The organism is Leucobacter aridicollis (assembly GCF_013409595.1).
GTDB classification, from domain to species: domain Bacteria; phylum Actinomycetota; class Actinomycetes; order Actinomycetales; family Microbacteriaceae; genus Leucobacter; species Leucobacter aridicollis.
On the sequence record NZ_JACCBD010000001.1, the window covers coordinates 1,521,966 to 1,544,268 of the forward strand.

A 22,303-nucleotide genomic window follows, 5' to 3' on the forward strand; every position below is an offset into this window, starting at 1 on the left:
CGGCGGAGCGCCTCAGCCAGGCGGAGGATCCCGGGAGCCTCGCCCAGGCGTGGACTATCGCGGGCGCCGCAGCCTCCGTGCGAGGTTGCGCGGCGCTCCGGGGGCGGCGATCCTCATCGCCATCGCGATCCTCATCGGCCTCGCGCTCACGCCGCTCCTCGCCCCGACGCAGGCGATCGTCGACGTGACCGCGCGGGGCGATGCCGGTGGCACCGAGCGCATCGCGCGCCTCCCGGCGACCGCGCCCATCACGGTGAGCTACGTGCACTCGATCGACGGGCTCCCCATCGAGGAGGAACTCGTTGTCCGCGACGACGAGTTCGTCGTCGAGCGGACACGGCTCCGGCAGTTCGGCGCGGGGATGGGGCAGCAAGCCGGCGAAGGATCGGGCCACGCCGAGGGCCCGTGGTGGGTACTGGAAGGTCTCGACCGCCCGATCGGTGGGGCGCTCACGATCCGGGCCGGGGAACCGCGCATCGACCACCGCCTGTGGGCCGGCGACCGTGAGCTGCTGCTCTCGCGCTGCTGGCCGCGGCAGGCGATCACGCTCGAGATCCGGCAGATCTCGCTGCTGCAAGCCGCGTGGGGTGAACTCCGCGCGCCACACGACCCGCGCACGGAGGAGTGCGCTGCGGAGGAGGAATCATGACTGACCGCACGACCGTCGCGGAGACACCCGCGCAGGATCGCGCAGATCCGCAGGCGTTCGACGAGGACGATGGCGTCCCCGGCGACGGACCGCTTTGGCAACGACTCGCCGGGCTGCGCCTCGGCGAGGGCCCGCACCGGCGCGTGCTCGGCTGGGTGATTCTCACCCTCGCCGTCGCGCTCGGCGCGTTCCAGATCTACATCACCGTCTCGTACGCGATGGACGCCCGCCAGCAGCGGCTCGCACACCTCGTGCTCGTGCTCGCGCTCGGGTTCATCATTGTGCCCGCGTCGAAGAAGCCGTGGGGGAGGAGCGCGGCGATGGTCGTCGTCGACTGCGCGTTCATCCTCGCGAGCATCGCCGTCTGCCTGTACCCGATCCTGTTTCAGGCGCAGCTTGCCCGCCGGGCCGGAGCCTACGAGACGCTCGACTGGGTGATGGGGCTCGTGCTGTGCGCGGTGCTGCTGGAGGTCACGCGGCGCACCGTCGGCTGGTTCATGTCGGTGCTCGTGCTGCTGTTCATGTTCTACGCGTGGGCGGGCCCCTGGTTCCCTGGGGTGTTCAGGCACCGGGGCGCAACGATCGAGCGGCTCTCCACCCACGTCTATCTCGGCACCGACGGGATCCTCGGGTTCACCCTCGGCGTCGTCGTCACGTTCGTGTTCATCTTCATCCTGTTCGGGGCCATGCTCCAGAAGTCGGGCGGCGGGAACTTCTTCATCGGCCTCGCGTTCGCCCTCACCGGGAAGTCGCGTGGCGGCCCTGCCAAGGGCGCCGTGCTCGGCAGCGCGCTCATGGGGTCGGTGTCTGGCAGCGCGATCGGTAACGTCGCGACGACTGGGCCGTTCACGATCCCCATGATGAAGAAGGTCGGCTACAACTCGCACGACGCGGCCGGGATCGAGGCGGCCGCCTCGACTGGCGGGCAGGTGCTCCCGCCGATCATGGGAGCCGGCGCGTTCCTCATTGCCGAGCGCACCGGGATTCCGTACGCCGACATCGTGAAGGTGTCGATCATTCCGGCGCTCATGTACTTCGCATCGGTCTACATCTTCGTGAGCCTGCTGGCCCGCAAACACAACATTGGCGGGATGAAGGCGGACCAGCTCCCCAAGGTGCGCGACGTCATGCGATCCGGCTGGCACTTCCTCGCGCCGCTCGTGCTGCTCGTGACACTGCTGCTCAACTACGTGCCGCCGGCCCGCGCCGGGATGTACGCGCTCCTCGCCCTGTTTGTCGTCTCGATGCTGCGCGTCGGCAGTCGGATGTCGCTCACGGACCTCGGTGAGGTGTTCGTGATCGCCGCGAAGAACACGATCCCGGTGAGCGCCGCGTGCGCGATCGCCGGCGTCATCGTTGGCGTCGTCGGCATGACCGGGCTGGGGCTCGTCATCTCCGAGCTGCTCATCACGGCGTTCGCCGGGAACCTGCTGCTCACCCTCATCATGGTCGCGCTCGCATCGCTGGTGCTCGGCGTTGGGCTCCCGGTGACGGCCTCCTACGTCGTCATCATCATCCTCGCCGGCCCTGCGCTCGAGGGGCTCGGGCTCGCGCTCATCGTCACGCACCTCATCGTGTACTGGCTCAGCCAGGACTCGAACGTCACACCGCCGGTCGCGCTCGCGGCGTTCGTCGGTGCGGGGATCGCGGCGGCGCCACCGATGAGATCGGCGCTCTCAGCATGGAAGTTCGCGAAGGGGCTCTACCTCATCCCGCTGCTGATGGCGTACAGCGCCCTCATGCTGCAGGGAAGCTGGATAGAAGTCGCGATAGCGACGATCACGGGCATGGTCGCGCTCTTCGCGGCGTCGGTCGGGCTCGAGGGCTACATGCTCTCGCGGGTGCGCTGGTACTGGCGCGTCGCGCTGGGGTTCGCCGCGGCCTTCGTGCTCATCGCCCCCGAATGGTCGGGCTGGATCGGGAACGCGCTCGACCCGGCGGTCTTCGTCTGGGGCGGCACGCTCATCAGCCTCGCGATCATGGGGCTGCTCTGGCTCCAGCGGGATCGGGGCGACGGGCGCTCGCTGCCCAACCCGGTGTCGGCGGCGATCACGCTCCCGGCGTAGCAACGACGGGGCGTAGACTTGGCTGGTGCTGAAGAAACGCCGGAAGCTGTCGTCCACGCGCTCCGGACGGGAGGCCACGCTCACGAGCTCGAGGCTGCAGCCGGGCCGCTTCGAGCTCAGCGTCGACGGGGTCGCGCAGTCCGTCGTCTCGCTGACAGACCCGACCCGGCTCGCGTACCCGTACACCAGGCACATCGCGCGGGCGATCGACGCTGCGGCCCCCGCCGGCTCGCCGCTCTTCACCGTGCACCTCGGGGCCGGTGCGCTGACGCTGGCGCGGTACGTGCAGGCGACCCGGGCCGGCTCGCCGCAGCTCGTCGTCGAGTTCGAACCCGACCTGTACCGCGCGATGCTGCAGGCGCTTCCGCTGCCCGAGGGGAGCGACGTGCGTGCAGTTTTCGGCGACGCGCGACAGGTCGCCGACGGGCCACTGCCGGTCCCGGCCACGCGGGCGGGCGAACGCCCGCCCCTGGGCGCAGCTCCGGGCGGGGCCGAGCGGGCCGCGACCGGCGGCGACTGGGTGGGGGCCGAGTTCACGATCGTCGACCTGTGGGATGCGGCCGTGATTCACCAGCGCGTCGCGAGCAGGGAGTTCTTCGAGCGTGTCGCCGAGCGGTCGTCGGGTGACGGCGTCACCGTCGTGAACCTGCTCGACGGACACCCGTTCACGTACGCGCGCCGCCAAGCCGCCACGCTGGCCGCCGTGTTCGCGCACGTCGCGGTCGTGCTCGACGCGGACCCCTTCGACGCCGAGGGGCCGCTCGGCAACGTGCTCGTCTTCGCGAGCAATACGCCGCTCGACATCGTGGCGAGGCCGGACCTGCTCGGCGTGCCCCGCCCCAACCTGTTGCACGGCGGCACGCTCGAGTCGTGGGTGGCCGGCGCTCGCATCATGACCGATGCCGATGGCAGCGATTCGCCAGACCCAGACGACCCGCGCTGGGGGTAGGCCGCGGGTGCAGGCCCTGACCATTCCCGTCGGCGTGGCGCACGTGCAGGCTGCGGGAAACGGCTAGCGAATTCACCCTGCCGAGCGATAGTGTGCCGGTGACGAGGAGTAAGGATGGGCAATGACAGGTTCACTCCCGGCGGGAATCGCTGACTTTCGTGACGGCACCGAGCCGACCGACCCGTGGGTGGCGGGGGAGCCGCTCCCGGAAGCGCTGGCCGTCGTGCCGGCGAACCCGGACTGGCCCGAGCGGGCTCGCCTCCTGGGTGATGCGATCCTCGCGGCCGTCGGAGATGCGGCGGTATCGCTCGAGCACGTCGGGTCCACTGCGGTGCCCGGACTGCCGGCGAAGGACGTCATCGATCTCGACCTCATCGTCCTCGACCCGGACGATGAAGCGGGCTACGTCCCCGCGCTCACCGCACTTGGCTACCGGCACACGGTGCGCGAGCCAGCACTCGATGGGCACCGCATGCTCCGGCTCGACGATCCCCGCGTGAACCTGCACGTGTTTGCGCCGGGGACTGCGGAGCCCGCACGCCACATCCTCTTTCGCGACTGGCTTCGTGCCAACCCGGACGACGCGAAGCGGTACGCGGAAGCCAAGACCGCTGCCGCTGAGGGCGCACCGCAGACCGCGATGGCCTACAACCGCAGGAAACACGCGACAGTCCGTGAGATTTATGCGCGAGCGTTCGCTGCGGCCGGAGTCCCGCTTGGAGATCGTGCGCTCGCCCCGACCACGCTTCCGGAATTGCCGAGGACGGCTGGCGGTGAACCGCTCAACTGGCGCCCCGCGACCGACGCCGACGCTGAGGCGATCTGGGAGCTGTTTCGCGTGGCTGGCAACGTCGACCATCCGCACGAACTGTACGGGCTAGATCTCGTGAAGCTCTGGCTCACGGGGGACCGCTTCACGTTCGCCACGGATACGGTGCTGGCGTTCTCTCAGGCGGGCGCCCTTGTCGCGTTCGGAGAGGCGAAGCTCGACGACGACTGGCGTGATCAGGTTGACGTGTTCATCGATGGCGTTGTGCACCCTGAATGGCGTGGTCTCGGCATCGGGAGCGCGATGCTGGCGTGGCAGGAGGCGCGAGGCAGGCAGCTCCTCGGCGGCGTCGAGGCCGGGCTTCCCGGGATGCTGAGCTTCGGCGCGCGTGAGGCGAACACCGACATTCTGGCGCTCGCGGCGGACGCCGGATACCTCCCGGTGCGATGGTGGATGGAGTTGGGCAGGCCGCTCGCCGACGAGATCGCCGTCAGGGACCTTCCGGCGGGAGTTGAATTGCGGACCTTCGCTCCGGAACTCTCCGAGTCCACGCGCCTCGCAGTGAACGACGCCTTTCGCGATCACTGGGGGTCCCGCCCCATGACCGAGCGTGAGTGGACCGACGAACTCGAGCTTGACGAGTTCTCACCCGAGCTCTCGCGCGTGCTCGTCACTGATTCCGGCGAGAGTGATGGCCAGGTACGCGTCGTTGCGGCCGTGCTCACCGAAGTGAACGAGGACGAGTGGGCGCTAAATGGCGGCCCCTTCGGGTACATGTCGACGATCGGCGTCGTACGGGAGTGGCGCGGCAAGGGGCTATCCTCCGCGGTGATCTCCGCGGCGCTCGAAGCGTATCGAAAAGCCGGGTTCGTGAACGCGCTGCTCGACGTCGACTCGGCGAACCCGAGTGGTGCTCTCGGAATGTACGAGCGACTCGGGTTTCAGGCGCGAGACCGCTCGGTGACGCTCGCGAAGTGGGTGTGATCCCAACGGCAGAGGCACTCGGCAGGCGCCCCCGCCGTTAGGGCAGCAGCGCCCCGATCGAGATCATCAGGCTGTACGCCATGATGATGATCAGCGAGAACCTGAACATGCGGCGCGCCCAGGCGTTGTCGTCCTTCGCGCTGAACCCCTGGATGCCAATGACGATCCACCAGAGGCCGAGCACGCCCATGACGGCCGCGTACACCCAGCCGGTGTAGCCGAGCGGGGTGAGGGCGACTGAGGCGACCACGTACGCGATCGTGTAGAGCAGGATCTGGATCTTCGCCGCCGGGATGCCGTGCACCACGGTGATGACTGGCACGCCGGCGCGCGCGTACTCGTCGCGGCGGTAGACGGCGATGGAGTAGAACTCGGGCATCTGCCAGAAGAAGATCGCGAGGAACGTCAGAATGGCTGCGGCGTCGACCGCCCCGGTGACGGCGACGTAGCCGGCGAAGATCGGTGCGGCGCCCGAGATGCTCCCGACGAGCGTGCCGTGCACGCTCATCCGCTTCGAGAGCATGCCGTAGAGCACCACGTACGTGAAGAACCCGGCGAGGCCGGTGACGACGACGAGCCAATTCGTCCAGGCGATGAGGATCGCGTTGCCGAGCACGAACAGCACGACCGAGAAGATCACGGCGTTGCGCACGCTGATGCTGCCAGACACCGTCGCACGCTTCTTCGTGCGTTCCATGCGGTCATCGATATCGCGGTCGAGCACGTTGTTCAGCACGCAGGCTGCGGCGATCACGAAGGTCGTGCCGACGATCGTCGCGAGGAAGAGGAACACGTCGAACGCGCCGGCGACACCGGCGGCGAGCAGGAAGCCTGCCGCTGCCGTGAGCACGTTGCCGTAGAGCACGCCCGGCTTCGTCAGCGAGTAGTAGCGGGTGAAGGTGGCACGCAGGGTATCGCCGTCGGCGCGCGACGCGATCTTCGCGTCCGTGCCCCGGCTGCGCTCGGAGAACACGGCCGCATCAGCAAGCTCGGCGAACTCGGGAGCGATCTCGCTCTCGCGTGCTGCCGTCTCGCGATGCCCCTTCGGCGTCTCGTGACTACTCGGGACCTGCTGGTCGTCCTCAGGGATCCCACTTGCGGGCATACGAATCTGGCCTTTCTCAAGCCCGTGCGCCATTTGGCTCCGGCTTGCCGCCTGCTGTGCGGCGTGTCTGCAGCGCTGGCGGTGCCAGACGCCGTAGCCGATAGGCCGCAGACTTCACCCTTCAAATATATCGTGTCTTCGATGAGCGCAAGGTCAACGGGCGCGTACCCGGCCGTCGATCGCCTCGCCCCGCCGGGAATTGTCGGCGGGGCAGCATAGCATTGAGGGAGGTATGGAAGATCCAGCAGCAGGGGAGCCCCGGCCCGCGCAGCGCGGCCCGGACGCTGTCTGGCGTCTGCAGGTCGGCGGGCTCCTCGGGCGCGGCTCCGGTGTCGCGGCTGACGGACCGTATGCGCAGCTCGGGCTCCAGTTCGAGGTCCGTGAGATGATCCCGCGCTCCGCCGACAACTGGAACGGGCCACTCTCTCGCTCCGTGAAGCCGGGGCAGGATGCGGGAAGCGGCGTGTTCCAGCTCGGGGTTCGCCCGGCGATCCGCACCGAGCGCGGATGGGCGCGGGGCACGCTCACCTGGGCGAATATCGGTCATCACGGGAGTCGCCTGAACCTCGACCCCGCCCAGCAGCGCTGGTTCCGCCAGCTGCACGCGCTGCACCGGGCCGGGGAGACAGTCGCGGTGGGGAAGGATCCTGATTGGGTGTTCCTCGAGGAGTACCTGAGCCCGGCGCTGTGGACCCTGCTGCGCCAGGCCGAGACGCTCGGGATCGCGCTCGTCGTCGCCGGAAAACACGCGGCGGTGCGGCGCCACGAGCGGGCGGCGTTGTGGCTCGACACCGTGCAGGCCGGTGATGGCGGCGTCGCGCTCACGCCACGTCTCGAACTCGACGGTGCGGAGGTGCCGTTCGTCAACACCGGAGCCGTGGGCGACCACGGCGTGTACATCGCCGGCCGCGGGCGCGACCGGTCGATCCACCTTGCGCCACTCGAGACCGAGATGACGGCCGCCGAGGCGGCGCTCCTCGCCGGAACGCTTGAGCCGGGCGGGCTCACGATTCCCGCGACCGAGCGCGCCCAGTTCCTCGCCGAAGGCGTGCCCGAACTGCAGGCCGAGTTCGCCGTGGCGAGTAGTGACGGGTCGGTGGCGCTACCCGATCCTGATCGAGTGCGGCTCCTCCTCACCGCCGCGTGGCGCGAAGGGCACCGACTGCGGCTCACCTGGAGCGACGAGGGCGCCGGTCGGCGGCGCGGCGACGCGCGGCAGGTCACGCTCGAGCAGGCGCTGCCCGACGAGATTCTCGCGGACGAGCTGTTCCCCGCAGCCTGGCGCGGGGAGGCGCCCGATGGCGTCGACGCCGAGGTCCAGCGCGGCCTGCCCGGGCCGCTGGAGCTCAGGGGCGTGGCGGCGGCCGAGTTCCTCACGAAGGTCGTTCCGATGCTCGAACGCGCGCCGGGGATCACGGTGCGAACGTCAGGGGCGATCCCTGAGTACCGAGAACTCACGGGCGTCCCGCATCTCAAGGTGACGATGATCCCGAGCGAGCGAGAGGACTGGTTCGACCTCGGCGTGCTCGTCACCATCGAAGGGCGGACCGTGCCGTTTGGGCCGCTCTTTCGAGCGCTCGCGACCGGGCGAACGAAGCTCAAGCTCGTCGACAACACGTATCTGCATCTCAACCATCCCGCCTTCGCGCCGCTCGCTGCCCTCATCGCGGAGGGGCAAGACCTGGACGAGTGGGAGACAGGTCCGCGGATACCGAAGCATCAGGTGCCGATGTGGGCGGACTTTGAGGACCTCGCCGACGAGTCGGAGGCCGCGGTGGAATGGCGGTCGCTCGTGCGCGAGATCGGGGCCGCTCGACCAACGCCGGTGCCGCTCCCTGCTGGCATCACGGCCGAGCTGCGGTCGTACCAGCGGGAGGGGTTTGACTGGCTTGCGTTCCTTTGGCGCAACAGGCTGGGCGGAATCCTGGCCGACGACATGGGGCTCGGAAAGACGCTTCAGTGCCTCGCGCTGATCGTGCACGCCAAGGGCGGCGAACACGGCGGTTCGGGCGAGGCCAGCGAGGCCGGCGAGGCCGGCGAGGCCAGCGAGGCCATGGAGACCGTGGAGGCCGTGGAGGCCGTGGAGGCCGTGGAAGCCGTGGAAGAGGGGCAGCGATCTGAGCTGAGGCCCGAACGGCGGCCGTTCCTCGTGGTCGCGCCCACGTCAGTGATGAGTAATTGGGCGGCCGAGGCGGCGCGGTTTGCGCCTGGCCTGCGTGTTCGCGTGCGCGCTGCGACGGAGGCCGCGAGCGGCCGCACGGTCCGAGACGATGCCGCGGAGGCTGACCTCATCGTGACGAGCTATGCCCTGTTCCGGCTCGACAATGCGAGCTACCGGGCCGTCGCCGAGGACCCGGAACTCGGGATCGCGGGCCTCATTCTCGATGAGGCACAGTTCGTGAAGAACGCGGCGGCCCAAGGCAACGAGCTCGCCGAGTCTCTGCCGGTGCGGTGGAAGCTCGCAGTGACGGGCACCCCCATCGAGAATTCGCTCCGGGAACTCCACGCGCTGACGAAGATCGTCGCGCCCGGGCTGTTCCCGTCCGCGCGCCGGTTCGAGGAGGACTACGTGCGTGCGATCGAGCAGCCGGCCCCGGGAAACTCCGTCGGAACAGGCGCCGGGAGTGGCCCGAAGCTGCAACGTGAGCTCCGTGAGCGGCGCACGAAGGAACTACGGCGCCGGATTCGACCGTTCATCCTCCGGCGTACGAAGGCGAGCGTCGCCGCCGAACTCCCCGAGAAGCAAGAGCAAATCCTCGAGATCGAGCTCGATGCCCGCCACCGGGCGCTGTACGACGCGTTCTTGCAGCGCGAGCGGCAAAAACTGTTTGGGCTGATGGAAGATCTCGACCGTAGCCGGTTCACGTTCTTCCGGTCGCTCACCCTGCTGCGCATGCTCGCGCTCGATGCGACGCTCATCGACGAGCAGTACGCCGAGATCCCCTCCGCAAAGCTTGAGGCGCTCGGGGAACACGTGCGCGCGCTCGCGGCGGAGGGGCGGCGCACGCTCGTCTTCAGCCAGTTCACCTCGTTTCTCGAACGTGCGGCCGTGCATCTTGCGGGCGAGGGGATTCGCACGGTCACGCTCGACGGGGGCACGAGGAACCGGGACGCCGTCATCGACCGCTTCCGAGACGGCGCGGCCGACGTATTCCTTATCAGTCTGAAGGCTGGCGGTGTCGGGCTGAACCTGACCGAGGCCGATACCGTGTTCCTGTTGGACCCGTGGTGGAATCCGGCGAGCGAGGCTCAGGCAATCGACCGCACGCACCGGATCGGTCAGGACAAGCCGGTGAACGTGGTGCGCATGATCGCGCTCGGCACGATCGAGGAGAAGGTGCTGGAGCTGCAGCGCCGCAAGCGGGCCCTGTTCGATGCCGTCATTGACGATGAAGAGCTGTTCTCGAAGTCGCTAACCGAGGACGACATGCGGGATCTCCTTGCCTGAGCTGACCTGAGCTGGGCTGAGCCGGGCTGAGCCGGGCTAGGCTGGGCTGGGCTGTGCCGGGGTGTCACTGGCTTGGCTCGTTTGCAGTGCGCGCCCGGAATCTCACGCTGCTTGGCGGGCGCGAGGCGTGCTCGGCGCCCGTCGGGCTTGTCCAGACGAGCACCCCAGCGTCGTGTTGCGCGAGACGCCACCCCGTGTTGTGCTTGAGCACGTGGTGACCGCGGCAGAGCACTGCGAGGTTGTCGGTGCTCGTCGGCCCGCCGTGGGCCGCGGCAACCGTGTGGTCGATGTCGCAACGCGCGGCCGCCCTCCGGCAACCAGGCGCCCGGCAGTGCAGGTCGCGGGCGGTGATGAAGCGTCGCATCGTCGGCGTTGGTCGATAGCGTTTGACACTGATGACAGTGCCGCCCATAGTCACCTTCACGATGTCCCAGGCTTCTCCGTCTGCGGCCGCCCGCTCGGCAGCTTCCGTTGCCGCCGCTCCGCTGATGGGGCCGTAGCCGACGAGCTCGGCCACGCCGCCAACACGTGTGTCGGCAGGCGCCGGGCGTGAGCCTTGGCCCGGCGACGTCTGCGTGGGGGTGAGTATGGGTGTGGATCTGTCTGTGACTCTGGTTGTGGCCGTGTGTGTGGTTCCAGGGCTGGGTTCGTTCGTGAAAAGCGGTTCGGGTAACTGATGCCCCGGGACGATGACGTGGACATGTGCGGATATGCCGCGACCCACCGGTGCGGAGCCTTCGCTCCCGAGCGGAATCTCGCCGGTGAGGAGGAGGTCCGCGAAGACATCGGCCTCGATCTGCGAACGAGTGCGGGTGCTGTCGGGAGCGGTCGGCGAGCCTTGGGGCGGCACAGTGCCCGCGTCGGCGTGCTTCGCGATCTGGGCGACGCGGTCCCGGATCGCGTAGGCCGCAGTCGCCGGAAGATATGCGGCAAACTCCGCCATCCCATCCGGCAGGTCGCGCACCTGCACGCAGCGGCGCTTGGCCGCGGCGTCGTGCTGTTCGTTCAGCGGCAAGTCTGCGAGTTCCAAAGCGATGCGATGCGCGATGGGCCGTAACCTGTTCGGGGTTTCGGTGCGGGCGTGCGGGATGAGCTCCCGTTCGTATGCGGCGCGGAGTTCGGACGCGTCTGCCGGGGGCAGCGACTGGAAGATAAGGCCTTCGTCGATAGCGACGTGAACGGATTGCAGGCCAACTCGCCCGGACGCGAGTTCGTCGAGAGTCGCCGGGTATGCATCGTGGGCGTGATGCGCCGTATGCATCAGCTTCTCCGCGCCGTACTCGCTGAGGCGGAGCCTGGCTGCAACCTCAAGTCGCAGGGAGCGGTGCTCCAGCTCCGCGTTTCGGCGACGTCCGGTCGCGCTCGATATGCCGGGTGAATTCTCCCCGACACGCTTCGCCTTCGCGTCGGCGGGGTTCGTTGGCTGATCTGCCGGGCCCTGGGCGTTGGCCGGTGGCCGGGGGAGTGTCGCCTCGAGCGTCGCATCGAGTGTCGCGTGCCCGAACGTGCGGTGCATTACACGGCCAAGGGCTCGCAGCTGGTTGGCCTCTGCGCGCCGCGCAGTCGAGGCTGCGTCCTCCATTGCTTCGAGGTCAGCCAAGTCGGCGCGGTCGTCTGCGTCGAGCTGGATAGCGCTGCCTGGGCTGCCTGGCGCGCCTGGGCTGACTGGCGCACCTGAGTGGGCTGAGTGGTCTGGGCTGCCTAGGCGGTCCGCCCCGTCAGGGGTGTCAGGGGTGTCAGGGATGTCAGGGATGTCAGGGATGTCAGGGATGTCAGGATCGTCGGGTGGGGGTTCTCCCCGTGCTGAAGTAAACATAGTGCGAGTCAAACACCGATGACGATGCGGCAGAGGTTCTCCACAGGCTCTCCGGTGATTTGTCTCGCCAACGTCCGCTCGTCTCATCTGTGGACTACGCAGGCGGGGAGTCGCGTGAGCAAGCGGCTCTCAAAACGGGAGACCTTCTTGCCACTCACCGATACCGCACACGACGCCACCCAGCAGCAAAAGAATCATCACTTGTCACTCTTCGTGTGGAAGCCTACGCTGAAAGAGCAACCACGGAAGGGTGCAGGCCGCTGGCTCGCTCCCTGTGAGAAGGGAGTCGGCATGGCAGCGAACCCGCCGAATGGCCAATGGGGGCAACCCGGGACCGACAGTTGGACGCCCGGCGGGGCTCCTAACGATGGTGCGCCGCCACAGGCAGCGCAGCAGTCGTGGCCGGCCTGGCAACAACAACCGCAACAGCAGCCGCAACACTTCGGCTCGCCGCCACCCCACCAACCCCCACCTTCGGGCCAGCGGCCGCAGCCACGCTCCCACGTTGGAGCGATCATCGCAGTGACGTTGGGAGCGATCCTGCTCCTCGGAGGGCTGCCGTTCGGCCTTGCCGTCGGGGGCATCGCGAGCGTGCCGCAAGCGTTCCGCATGCTCGACTCCATCACGGAGGTGACGCCGAGCGGCACGGTTACTGCAGCACGATCCGGCGACGCGTTCTACCTGCTCGCACAGGATGACGCGTCTGATGATGCGTTTCCGGCCGAGTGCTCGGCGACGGGCCCGTCGGGTGAGCGCCTGCACATACAAGGTGTGAATTCCGGCGCATTCAGCTCGGAGTATCGCGGAAATGACTACGTCTCCATCGCGATCGTGAGGGCCGACGGGCCGGGAGACATCCAGATCCAGTGTGTGAACGAGGGCGGGTCCATCGTCGCCGCGCCCGCGTTCAACTTCGTGAGCTTCTTCACGCCGTTCTTCTGGTGGACAATCGGAGGGGTCGTCGCGACCGTGGCAGGCATCGTGCTCGTCGTGGTTGGGATCGTCCTGCTGGTTCGCCGCCCACGCGAGGTCGCGCGATAGCGAGGCGCGCAGCATCGTGCTCTGGTCCACGATGGTCCAAGAGGCCGTGCGTTCGTTCCTGCGCCGGGCGACCGGGGCGCCGGGCGCAGTCTCGTTCGCCCGACTCGACCCCTCGACCACCTCGGAGCTCGACCCCTCGATCACCCCAGAGCTCGCCGCGGTGGCCGCGGCGAGCCATGAGGCGCTCGGAATGGAGCCGACGCGGCGGCAACTGCAGGCTGCTGCCGCGCTCATGGCCGGCTACGGGGTTGAGATGGACACCGGAGAGGGGAAGACCCTCGCCGGTGCGCTAGCCGCCGCGAGTCTCGCACGCAGCGGGCGCCAAGTGCACGTGCTGTCGGCGAACGACTACCTCGCTGACAGGGACGCCGCATGGATGGCGCCCCTCTACCGTTCGCTCGGCCTGACCGTCGCGGCGATCGGGCAGCACAGCACGGCTGACGCCCGCCGGGAGGCGTACCGCGCAGACATCCTCTACGCCGCGGTCGCCGAGATCGGCTACGACGTGCTCCGCGACGGGATTGCGCTCGACGAGGGGGAGCGGGTGCGCCCGGTCCTTGACGCAGCGATCGTCGACGAGGCGGACGCGGTGATGATCGATGAGGCTGTCGCTCCGCTCGTCCTCGCCGGTGAGCGAGCGTCAGCGCCGCAGGACTTCACCCGAGAGGTCGCAGCCGTGCAGCGGCTCACTGAGGGCGCGCACTACGAGCTCGACACCGAGCGGTCGACCGCGTTCCTCACCGACGAGGGCGCGATCGAGCTTGAACGGGAGCTTGGAGTGGATCTCTACGCGGCGGGGAGCGGCGACTCGCTCTCGAAGGTGAACGTCGCGCTCATGGCGGTGGCGGTTGCGAGGAAGGACGTCGACTACGTGGTGCGCGACGGAGCGGTGCAGCTCGTCAACGAGGGGCGAGGGCGGATCGCCACCTTGCAGCGCTGGCCGGACGGCCTGCACGCCGCGGTCGAGGCCGCTGAAGGGATCGCGGCTACCCGTCCCGGGGTGATCCTCGACTCGCTGACAATACAGGAGCTTCTCACCCGCTATGCGTCGCTCGCCGGGATGAGCGGTACCCTCGTCGACGTCGCCGAGGAGCTGCTCGAGTTCTACGGGCTCGCCACGGGCCGGGTCGAGCGCACTCGCCCCAGCCGCCGGGTGGACGAGCCCATGGTTGCGACGCTCACGCGGGCCGAGAAGCTCGACGCGATGGGGCGCGACGTCGCTGCGTGCGTTGCGGTCGATCGGCCGGTGCTCATCGGGACGCAGTCCGTGCGCGAGTCGGAGGCGCTCGCCGCAGCGTTCGCGGATCGTGGTATCGCCGCGAGCGTGCTCAACGCCCGCAACGATGCTGCGGAGGCGGCGCTCGTCGCTGAGGCCGGATCACCCGGCGCGGTCACGATCTCCACACAGATGTCGGGGCGGGGCACCGATATTCGCCTCGGCGGCGCCGGTGAGTCGCTCCGTGATCGAGTGCTCGCCGCCGGTGGGCTACGGGTCATCGCCGACGGCCTGCACCCCACAGGCCGGCTCGATGCCCAACTGCGGGGGAGGGCGGGCAGGCAGGGCGATCCTGGATCGGCCGTCGCCTACGTCTCGCTCGACGACGAACTGCTCGCCGAGCACGCGCCGGAGTTTCTCCGGCGGCGCGCAGAGGCGCGCTCGGGCGCGGTCGCAGAACGCGCCGTCCGCGAGGCGGCGCTCGCGGCCCAACAGGTCGCCACCGCGCTGCGCCTGGACGCGCACCGGAACGCGTGGGCGTACTCGCTCGCGGTCTCACAGCAGCGGCGCACGGTGCTCGGCACGCGAGAGGCGTGGCTGGTCGGCGAAGGATCAGCGGCCGCGGGTGTCCGGCTGCGCGCGCCGGCGCTGTTCGCTGAGCTTGTGGCCCGCGCAGGCCTGCCAGCAGTTGAGCGTGCGTGCCGCGACGTCGGGCTCTGGCAGCTCGACGAGCTGTGGACCGAGCACCTCGACATCCTGGGCGAGCTGCGCGACGGCATCCACCTGCGCGCGCTCGCAGACGAATCGCCGACCGCAGCATTCCACCTTGAGGCGCTGCGGGAGTTCGACGGCTTCTTCGACACGCTGCACGACAACGTCGTCGAAGTGCTGCGAGGCCTCGACCCAGATCACCTGCTCGCGGGGGTCGCGGCAGCGGTGCGCCGGCCCTCAGCGACGTGGACCTACATGCTCGTCGATAACCCGCTCGGAACGCGGGCCGACCGTGCGGTCCGTGGGTTGCAGCGCATGTTTCGCCGCTAGCGTCGGTTTGACAGGCGCGGAAATGAGCGTAGGCTGCCTTATGGTCAGAGTGACTTTAAGTACCGAATGGACGGAGCGGGGATGCACTACCAGCGCGCCAGCGTCGCCGAACGTCGCTACCTGCCGCCCGCGGTGGCGGTCTCGGTCGTCGCGTTCGCTCTCCGCCCGCCGGTCGACGCCGAGCGCGGCGCCGCCTCGGACGCGGCACACGGCAGCAGCACAGCCATCGCCGCCCCGCCCACCATGTGGCTCCCGCTGGTGCGCCGGACCCGCGCGCCCTTCCTCGGCGAGTGGGCCCTTCCTGGCGGGCCGACCGAATGGGATGAGACGCTCGCCGACACCGCGTTGCGCACGCTCCGCGCCGCCGCCCGTCGGGACCCGCGCCACCTTGAGCAGCTGTATTCCTTCGGCGGCATCGAGCGTTCGGCGGACGCGCAGCGCCTCGTGACCATCGCGTACTGGGCGCAGTACGGCGAACGCGAGCTCGACGCCGAACCGGCGCGGGAGGGGGAGCGACCGCGGGGGCGGGAGGCCGCCCGGGATGAGGAACGAGATCAGGATCAGGATCAGGATCAGGATCAGGATCGCGAGCAGCCCCCGGCTCCCCGGCCCCGTCGCTGGGACGACCCGCTGCCGCCGCTCTCCTCGCGCGACAGCGGCGACGCCGGCGCGGCGGAGACCGCGGAAGCGCTCGAGCAGCCCGCGGGTGAGAACGTCGCCTGGTTCTCGATCGATGCGCTGCCGCAGCTCGCCTTCGACCACGCCGAGATTATCGACCACGCGGTTGCGCGGCTCCGCGCGAAGACCGAGTATGCGGCCGTTGCGCACCGGTTCCTCGGGGAATCGTTCACGCTGGGTCAGCTCCGCGCGGTCACCGAAGCGATTCTCGGCCAGGCCGTCGACCCGGCAAACTTTCGGCGACAATCCCTCGCCCGCGGCGGGCTCATCGACACCGGCGAGCTCGATTCGGGCGGCGCGCACCGGCCCGCGAGGCTGTACCGGTTCAGCGAGCCAGACCGGCCGTGAGCGCCCCGCACCCCAACCCAGACACCACCCAACGAAACGTGAGGACCAACTCATGAGCAGCGTGCACGAACTCATCCGCGGTGCGGCAGCCCGCGAAGCGGCTGGATCCGAGCGACCCGGCCGGCCGGCGTCTGCCCCGCACCGGAAGCCGATCGCGCTCCGGGCGACGGGCAAGGTGTCGTCGTGCGACACCGAACTCGCGAGTGACCCGTGGGCGATCGACACGAAGCCCGGGTACGGGCCGGGAGCCTCCGTCGAAGATGTGATCCCCGGGACCGCGCCGCGTCAGGGGCCGCTCCCTGAGCGCTACACGCGCGCGAGCGACGAGCAGCTCGACGAGTGGATCACGGCGGCAAAGACCGCACTCGGCGATCGCGTTCGGATCCTCGGGCACTTCTACCAGCGCGACGAGATCGTGAAGTACGCGGACTTCGTCGGCGACTCGTTCATGCTCGCGCAGGCCGCGAAGCAGCACCCGGAGGCGGAGTCGTTCGTGTTCTGCGGTGTGCACTTCATGGCCGAAACCGCGGACATTCTCTCCGGGCCCGAACAGTCGGTGATCCTGCCGAACCTCGCCGCGGGCTGCTCGATGGCCGACATGGCGACGATCGAGCAGGTCGAGGCGTGCTGGAACGAGCTGACCGCGGCGCTCGGGCCAGCTGCCGAGGGCGACCTGCAGCCTGTCATCCCGGTCACCTACATGAACTCGTCCGCAGCGATCAAGGCGTTCTGCGGGCGCAACGGCGGCATCGTCTGCACCTCCTCGAACGCGCGCACCGTGCTCGAGTGGGCGTTCGAGCGCGGTCAGCGCGTCGTGTTCTTCCCCGACCAGCACCTCGGCCGCAACACCGCGAAGGCGATGGGGATCCCCGAGGAGCTTATGCCGCTCTGGCGCCCGCACCTCGCGCTCGGCGGAAACACGGCGGAGCAGCTCAGGGACTCGAAGGTCATCCTGTGGAACGGCTTCTGCTCGGTGCACAAGCGCTTCACCGTCGCGCAGATCGAGCAGGCGCGCGCCGACTACCCCGGCGTGCGGGTCATCGTGCACCCCGAATGCCCGGCACCCGTCGTGGAGGCGGCGGACGGTGCGGGATCGACAGAGTACATCCGCAAGGAGGTCGAGGCCGCGGAGCCTGGCACGGTGCTCGCGATTGGCACCGAGATCAACCTCGTGAACCGGCTCCAGCAGCAGCGGCCCGATCTCACGATCTTCTGCCTCGATCCCGTGGTCTGCCCGTGCTCGACGATGTACCGGATCCACCCCGCCTACCTCGCGTGGACGCTCGAATCGCTGCTCGCGGGTCAGGTCCCCAACCAGATCAGCGTGTCCGAGAGCGTCGCCGGCGACTCGCGGATCGCGCTCGAGCGGATGCTCGCGGCCAAGCCATGATCCTCGTCGTCGGCGCAGGCGTCGCCGGGCTGTCGTGCGCGCTCGCGGCGGTGGCCCGGGGCGCCGACGTGGTGCTCGCGACGCCGGGTCGCCTGCGCGACGGCGGCAACACCGCCCTCGCGCAGGGCGGCATCGCCGCGGCGGTCGGGCCGGGGGACACCGCCGAGGCGCACCTCGCAGATACCCTCTCGGCGGGCGCGGGGATCGTGAATACGGCGGCCGCGCGCGTACTCACCACCGAGGGGGCGCGGATCGTGCGCGAGCTGCTCGACGCCGGGCTGCCGGTCGACCGAGCCAGCGACGGGTCCGTCAGCCTCGGGCTTGAGGGCGCGCATGGTCTGCCGCGTATCCTCCACTCGGGCGGTGACCGCACCGGGGCGGCCCTGCACGCGTTCCTTGCGGACTGCGCGCTCGCCGAGGAAGCAGCCGGCAGGCTCCAGCTCCGCGAGGAGGTCGCGGTCGCTTCGCTCATCGTCGAGGCCGGCCAGGTCGTCGGTGCACGACTGCGGCCAGCCACTGCACAGTCTGGGCTGCCGGCTCCGTCAGGCCCGCTAGCTCAGTCCGGCCCCTCGGCCCCGTTCACCGCTGCGGCGGCTACCGCACCCGCCGACGCCACCGAGCAGCGCGCGGACGCGGTCGTGCTCGCGACGGGCGGCTACGCTGCCATGTTCCCGCGCACGACGAACCACGCGGGAGCGAGGGGAGAGGGGATCCTGATCGCTGCGCGCGCGGGCGCGCTCGTCGCGGACCTCGAGTTCGTGCAGTTCCACCCGACGGCGCTCGAGACCGGCGAGCTCGTCTCGGAGGCCGTGCGCGGCGCCGGCGCGGTGCTGCGCGACGCGGCCGGGCGGCGATTCATGCAGGACCGCCACCCGCTCGCCGAGCTAGCCCCGCGCGATGTCGTCGCACGCGAGATCCACCGCGTCGCGCGCGCTGGCGGCGCGGCAGGACCGGGCCTGGGCGCGAACGCGCTGGGCGCCGTGTTTCTCGATGCGACCCCGATCGAGCGTGAGCGCGGTGCCGGATCCCTCGCGAGGATGTTCCCCGGCATCTCTGCCGCACTCGCGGCCCACGGGCACGACTGGACGCGCGAGCCCGTTCCGGTGACGCCCGCCGCCCACTACACGATGGGCGGCGTCGCGAGCGACACGCTCGGCCGCAGCACGCTCCCGGGCCTGTTCGTTGCTGGCGAGGCCGCGTCGACCGGCGTGCACGGCGCAAACCGACTCGCCTCAAACTCGCTGCTTGAGGGGCTCGTGTTCGGCGAGCGGGCGGGCGCCGCGGCCGCGGCCTTCGCGGCGTCTGGCCACCAGGACTGGGGCGTCACCGCGGCAGACCTCGGTGTCCGCCTCGCCGCCGAGCCCGTGCGACGCCCGGGTGACCCTGCCAGGGGTGGGGCTGGCGCCGCCGAGAGGATCGCTGATGGAACCGCCGAGGGCGCCGCCGAGGGGGCGGTCGGCGGGGCCACGGACGTGAGCGGCGTCACGGACGCGATCGCCGCCGCCCTCGGGATCGAACGCGACGCCGCAGGGCTCGCCGCCGCCGCGCGCGTCTTCCACCGGGAGGCGTCGCGCGGCTCCGATCTCGCAGAGTTCGCTGGCCTCGTGTGCGCGGCCGCGCGCGCCCGCACCGAATCTCGCGGCGCACATCAACGGGCCGACTACCCGGCGACCGACCCCGACTGGGGCGGGCGCCGCGCGCTCGTCCTGGAGGCCGCGCGAGAACCCGTCGCCGTCGGCTAGCGCGCCCCGCCCTCGCCGACGCCCCAGCCCATCCGACTTCCACCACCAGCCCGAGGAGCCGTCACGTGCTTACCCCGCAGATCATCTCAGACGTCGTCCAGCGCGCACTGGCGGAGGACGCCCCGTGGGGCGACCTCACTGTCGCGCTCGCAATCCCCGAGGACGCGACACTCGCCACGCGCGTCGTCGCGCGCGAGTCGGGCGTGTTCGCTGGCGGGCCGCTCATCGCCGAGACCTTCAGGCAGGTCGACGACCGCGTCACGGTCACGGGTCTCGCGCCGGAGGGCACTGCCTTCATCGCCGGCGACGTGCTCGCGCGCATCGCCGGCCCGGCCCGCGCGGTGCTCACGGGTGAGCGGGTCGCCCTGAACTTCAGCCAGCGCATGAGCGGCATCGCGACGCTCACGTCGACGTTCGTCGCCCTGGTCGCGCACACGGGCGCGCGGATCGCCGACACGCGCAAGACGACGCCGGGCCTCCGCGCGCTCGAGAAGCACGCCGTGGCCGCCGGTGGGGGATCGAACCACCGCTTCGGTCTCTCCGACGCGATCATGGTGAAAGACAACCACCTCGCGGCGCTCGGGGCGGTCGACGCGGCCACGACCACGGCCGCGCTCGCCACCCTCCGCGCCAAGGCCGGGCACACGACCTCCATCGTCGTCGAGGTGGATCGACTCGACCAGATTGAGGCCGTGCTCGCCGGGAACCCGACCGGGGTGCTGCTCGACAACTTCTCCCTCGCTGACCTGCGGGCCGGCGTCGAACTCATCGGCGACCGCGCGCTCGCGGAGGCGAGCGGCGGCGTGAACCTCGACACCGTCGCCGGGATCGCCGAGACCGGCGTCGACGTGATCTCTGTCGGATTGCTCACGCACGGTGCCCGGGCGCTCGACCTCGGGCTCGACGCGGAATGACCGAGCCCGACCGCGGATCCGGATCCGGCAGCTACCTCGACGCCGCCGCCACGGCGCCGCTGCGGCCCGAGGCACTCGACGCGATGCTGCGGGTCTTTACCGCCGGGCAGGCGAACGCGTCGAGCGTGCACTCGCCGGGGTTTCGCGCGCGCGAGGAAATCGAGGCGGCACGCGCGCGCGTCGCCGCGGCGCTCGGCGCCCGCCCGGGAGATGTGATCTTCACCTCGGGCGGGACGGAAGCGAACTCGCTCGCAATCGTCGGCCTCTCGCTCGCCAGCCCCCGCGGCCGGCACCTTGTCACGACGGCGATCGAGCACTCCTCGGTGCTCGAATCGTGCCGCTACCTCGAGCGGGTGTTCGGCTTCGAGCTCACCGTGCTGCCCGTCGACGGCGAGGGCCGGGTGGGCCCCGCCGATCTTCGCGCGGCGCTGCGGACCGACACGACGCTCGTCTCGGTCGGGCTCGCGAACGGCGAGGTCGGCACGGTGCAGGACGTGCCAGCGCTCGCTGCCCTCGCGCGTGAGATCGGGGCGATCGTGCACACTGACGCGGTGCAGGCGGCGGCCTCGCTCCCCGTCTCGGTGGGCGCGGCGGGCGCGTGGCCGGGTGGGGCAGTCGACGCGCTGACCGTCGCCTCGCACAAGTTTGGCGGTCCCCAGGGGGTGGGCGCCCTCGTCGCCCGAAGCGGGCTGCGGATCGAACCCATCATCCACGGCGGCGGGCAGGAGCGCGGGGCGCGCTCCGGGACCGAGAACGTCGCGGGGATCGCGGGGTTCGCCGCGGCGGTCAGCGCGGCGACGGCGCAGATCGGGTCGGCCGCGCTCGCGCTCATGGAGAGCCGGGACGCGCTCACCGACAGGATCCTCGCTGAGGTGCCCGGCGCCCGGCTCACCGGGCATCCGACGGAGCGGCTGCCCGGTCACGCGTCGTTCACCGTGCGCGGGGTGAGCGGTGAGTCGCTGCTTGTCGCGCTCGACGCTGCCGGGCTTGCGGTCTCGTCGGGCTCGGCGTGCGCGGCTGGCAAGTCCGAGCCGTCGCCGGTGCTGCTCGCACTGGGCGTCTCCGACGAGCTCGCGCAGACCGCCGTTCGGTTCAGCCTTGCAGGCCCGCTTCCGAGCGAGACGCTCGATCGGATCGTTCGCGTGCTGCGGGCCGAGGTGCTGCGGGGCGTCGCAGGCTGAGGCCGCTGCCGGGGCTGGGGGCCGTGCGCGGCTGGCCGAGCGCCGGCGGCGCGAGCTGCCCCGCGAGCATCGCGGCGAGGGCGACGCCGAAGCCGAGGATCTGCACGGGCGCGAGCGACTCGCCCGCGACGAGCACGCCCAGCGCGGCGGCGACGAGCGGCGACAGCAGCCCGAGCAGGGCGGTCGAGGTCACGGGCAGCTGCCTGATCCCGGAGAACCAGATGGTGTAGCTCGCCAGCGCCCCGAATACTGCAAGCCAGGCGTACCCCCACACCGCGCCCGCGTCGATCACGGGCGGGACACCGTCGATGAGCAGCGCGGGGCCTGCGAGGACGAGGCCGGCCGCGGTGAGCTGCCAGCCGGCGAGCGCCATCGCAGAGACGCCCTCGGGCCTGCCCCAGCGCTTCGTGAGGACGACGCCAACGCCCATCGACATGGTTCCGGCGAGCCCCGCGAGGATGCCGACGGGGGAGAACCCGGCGCCCGGGCCGAGTACGACGAGCCCGACGCCGACGACGCCGACGATGCCCCAGCCCAGACGCCAGCCGGAGAGCCGCTCACCGAGGATCGCGACCGCGAGGAACGCGACGATGATCGGCTGGCCCGCGCCGAGCGTCGCAGCGACGCCGCCCGGGAGGTGCTGCGCCGAGACGAAGAGCAGCGGGAAGAAGGCGGCCATGTTCAGCGTGCCGAGCACGAGGCTCTTCCGCCACCAGGAGCCGCGCGGGAGGGACCGGGTGATGAGGAGCGCGATCAGGCCAGCGGGGAGCGACCGCATGAGGGCGGCGAAGAGCGGGTGGCCGTCGGGGAGCAGGTGCGTCGTCACGAGGTAGGTCGTGCCCCAGATTGCTGGGGCGAGCGCGGTGAGCGCGATGAGCGAGGCGCGGGATCGCGGGGCGGCGGCTGTCAGCGGGGCTGTTGGTACTGATGGGGTGTTCACGGTTCCATCGTGCTCGCGCCCCGTCA

Annotated in this window: 15 protein-coding genes; 12 read left to right on the forward strand and 3 right to left on the reverse strand. The window is 70.3% G+C overall.

Annotated elements, in window-relative coordinates; genetic code table 11:
* Positions 1-49 precede the first annotated feature (49 nt).
* The 4 genes from BJ960_RS07045 (at position 50) to BJ960_RS07060 (ending at position 5,417) form a co-directional block, all read left to right on the forward strand.
* The gene (locus BJ960_RS07045) at positions 50-649 is read left to right on the forward strand and encodes a DUF1850 domain-containing protein (RefSeq protein WP_185986767.1); all 600 of its coding nucleotides are present in this window, start codon (positions 50-52) and stop codon (positions 647-649) included.
* Complete coding sequence (locus tag BJ960_RS07050; RefSeq protein WP_185986768.1) at positions 646-2,715, forward strand: TRAP transporter permease; 2,070 nt, start codon at positions 646-648, stop codon at positions 2,713-2,715. Before BJ960_RS07045 ends, BJ960_RS07050 begins: the two co-directional genes overlap by 4 nt.
* 25 nt (positions 2,716-2,740) lie before the next feature.
* The gene (locus BJ960_RS07055; RefSeq protein WP_185986769.1) at positions 2,741-3,664 is read left to right on the forward strand and encodes a polyamine aminopropyltransferase; all 924 of its coding nucleotides are present in this window, start codon (positions 2,741-2,743) and stop codon (positions 3,662-3,664) included.
* A gap of 121 nt (positions 3,665-3,785) precedes the next feature.
* Positions 3,786-5,417, forward strand: a complete 1,632-nt coding sequence (locus BJ960_RS07060; RefSeq protein WP_185986770.1) for a GNAT family N-acetyltransferase — start codon at positions 3,786-3,788, stop codon at positions 5,415-5,417.
* Positions 5,418-5,454: 37 nt separating this feature from the next.
* Here the strand turns inward: BJ960_RS07060 and cyoE are convergent, their stop codons facing one another.
* Positions 5,455-6,522: a heme o synthase gene (gene cyoE / locus BJ960_RS07065; protein WP_185986771.1), complete on the reverse strand. Its 1,068-nt coding sequence runs from the start codon at positions 6,520-6,522 to the stop codon at positions 5,455-5,457.
* A gap of 232 nt (positions 6,523-6,754) precedes the next feature.
* Here cyoE and BJ960_RS07070 point away from each other — a divergent pair, with 232 nt between their 5' ends.
* Positions 6,755-9,970 (forward strand): DEAD/DEAH box helicase, encoded by a 3,216-nt coding sequence (locus tag BJ960_RS07070; RefSeq protein ID WP_185986772.1) that lies wholly within the window; start codon positions 6,755-6,757, stop codon positions 9,968-9,970.
* Between the two features lie 64 nt (positions 9,971-10,034).
* On the opposite strand, the gene BJ960_RS07075 is transcribed toward BJ960_RS07070, so the two are convergent.
* Positions 10,035-11,786, reverse strand: coding sequence for an HNH endonuclease signature motif containing protein (locus BJ960_RS07075; protein WP_185986773.1), 1,752 nt, complete (start codon positions 11,784-11,786; stop codon positions 10,035-10,037).
* Between the two features lie 522 nt (positions 11,787-12,308).
* Between BJ960_RS07075 and BJ960_RS07080 the strand changes: the two genes are divergently transcribed.
* The 7 genes from BJ960_RS07080 (at position 12,309) to BJ960_RS07110 (ending at position 21,337) form a co-directional block, all read left to right on the forward strand.
* Entirely contained in the window at positions 12,309-12,827 is a 519-nt protein-coding gene (locus BJ960_RS07080; protein ID WP_185986774.1) for a hypothetical protein, read from the forward strand.
* Positions 12,828-12,843: 16 nt separating this feature from the next.
* On the forward strand, positions 12,844-15,084 hold the full coding sequence (gene secA2, locus BJ960_RS07085) for an accessory Sec system translocase SecA2 (RefSeq protein ID WP_185986775.1): 2,241 nt from the start codon (positions 12,844-12,846) through the stop codon (positions 15,082-15,084).
* Positions 15,085-15,165: 81 nt separating this feature from the next.
* On the forward strand, positions 15,166-16,110 hold the full coding sequence (locus BJ960_RS07090) for an NUDIX hydrolase (RefSeq protein ID WP_185986776.1): 945 nt from the start codon (positions 15,166-15,168) through the stop codon (positions 16,108-16,110).
* A gap of 52 nt (positions 16,111-16,162) precedes the next feature.
* Positions 16,163-17,500 (forward strand): quinolinate synthase NadA, encoded by a 1,338-nt coding sequence (gene nadA, locus BJ960_RS07095; protein WP_221936283.1) that lies wholly within the window; start codon positions 16,163-16,165, stop codon positions 17,498-17,500.
* Entirely contained in the window at positions 17,497-19,242 is a 1,746-nt protein-coding gene (locus BJ960_RS07100) for an L-aspartate oxidase (RefSeq protein ID WP_185986777.1), read from the forward strand. The genes nadA and BJ960_RS07100 overlap by 4 nt, the downstream gene beginning before the upstream one ends.
* A gap of 65 nt (positions 19,243-19,307) precedes the next feature.
* Positions 19,308-20,156 carry a carboxylating nicotinate-nucleotide diphosphorylase gene (gene nadC, locus BJ960_RS07105; RefSeq protein ID WP_185986778.1) on the forward strand — a complete coding sequence of 283 codons (849 nt, stop codon included), beginning with the start codon at positions 19,308-19,310 and terminating at the stop codon, positions 20,154-20,156.
* Entirely contained in the window at positions 20,153-21,337 is a 1,185-nt protein-coding gene (locus tag BJ960_RS07110; RefSeq protein WP_185986779.1) for a cysteine desulfurase family protein, read from the forward strand. The genes nadC and BJ960_RS07110 overlap by 4 nt, the downstream gene beginning before the upstream one ends.
* Here the strand turns inward: BJ960_RS07110 and BJ960_RS07115 are convergent.
* A complete protein-coding gene (locus BJ960_RS07115) occupies positions 21,249-22,277 on the reverse strand; it encodes an EamA family transporter (RefSeq protein ID WP_202229230.1) in 1,029 nt (342 codons plus the stop codon). The genes BJ960_RS07110 and BJ960_RS07115 overlap by 89 nt on opposite strands.
* Between the last annotated feature and the right edge of the window lie 26 nt (positions 22,278-22,303).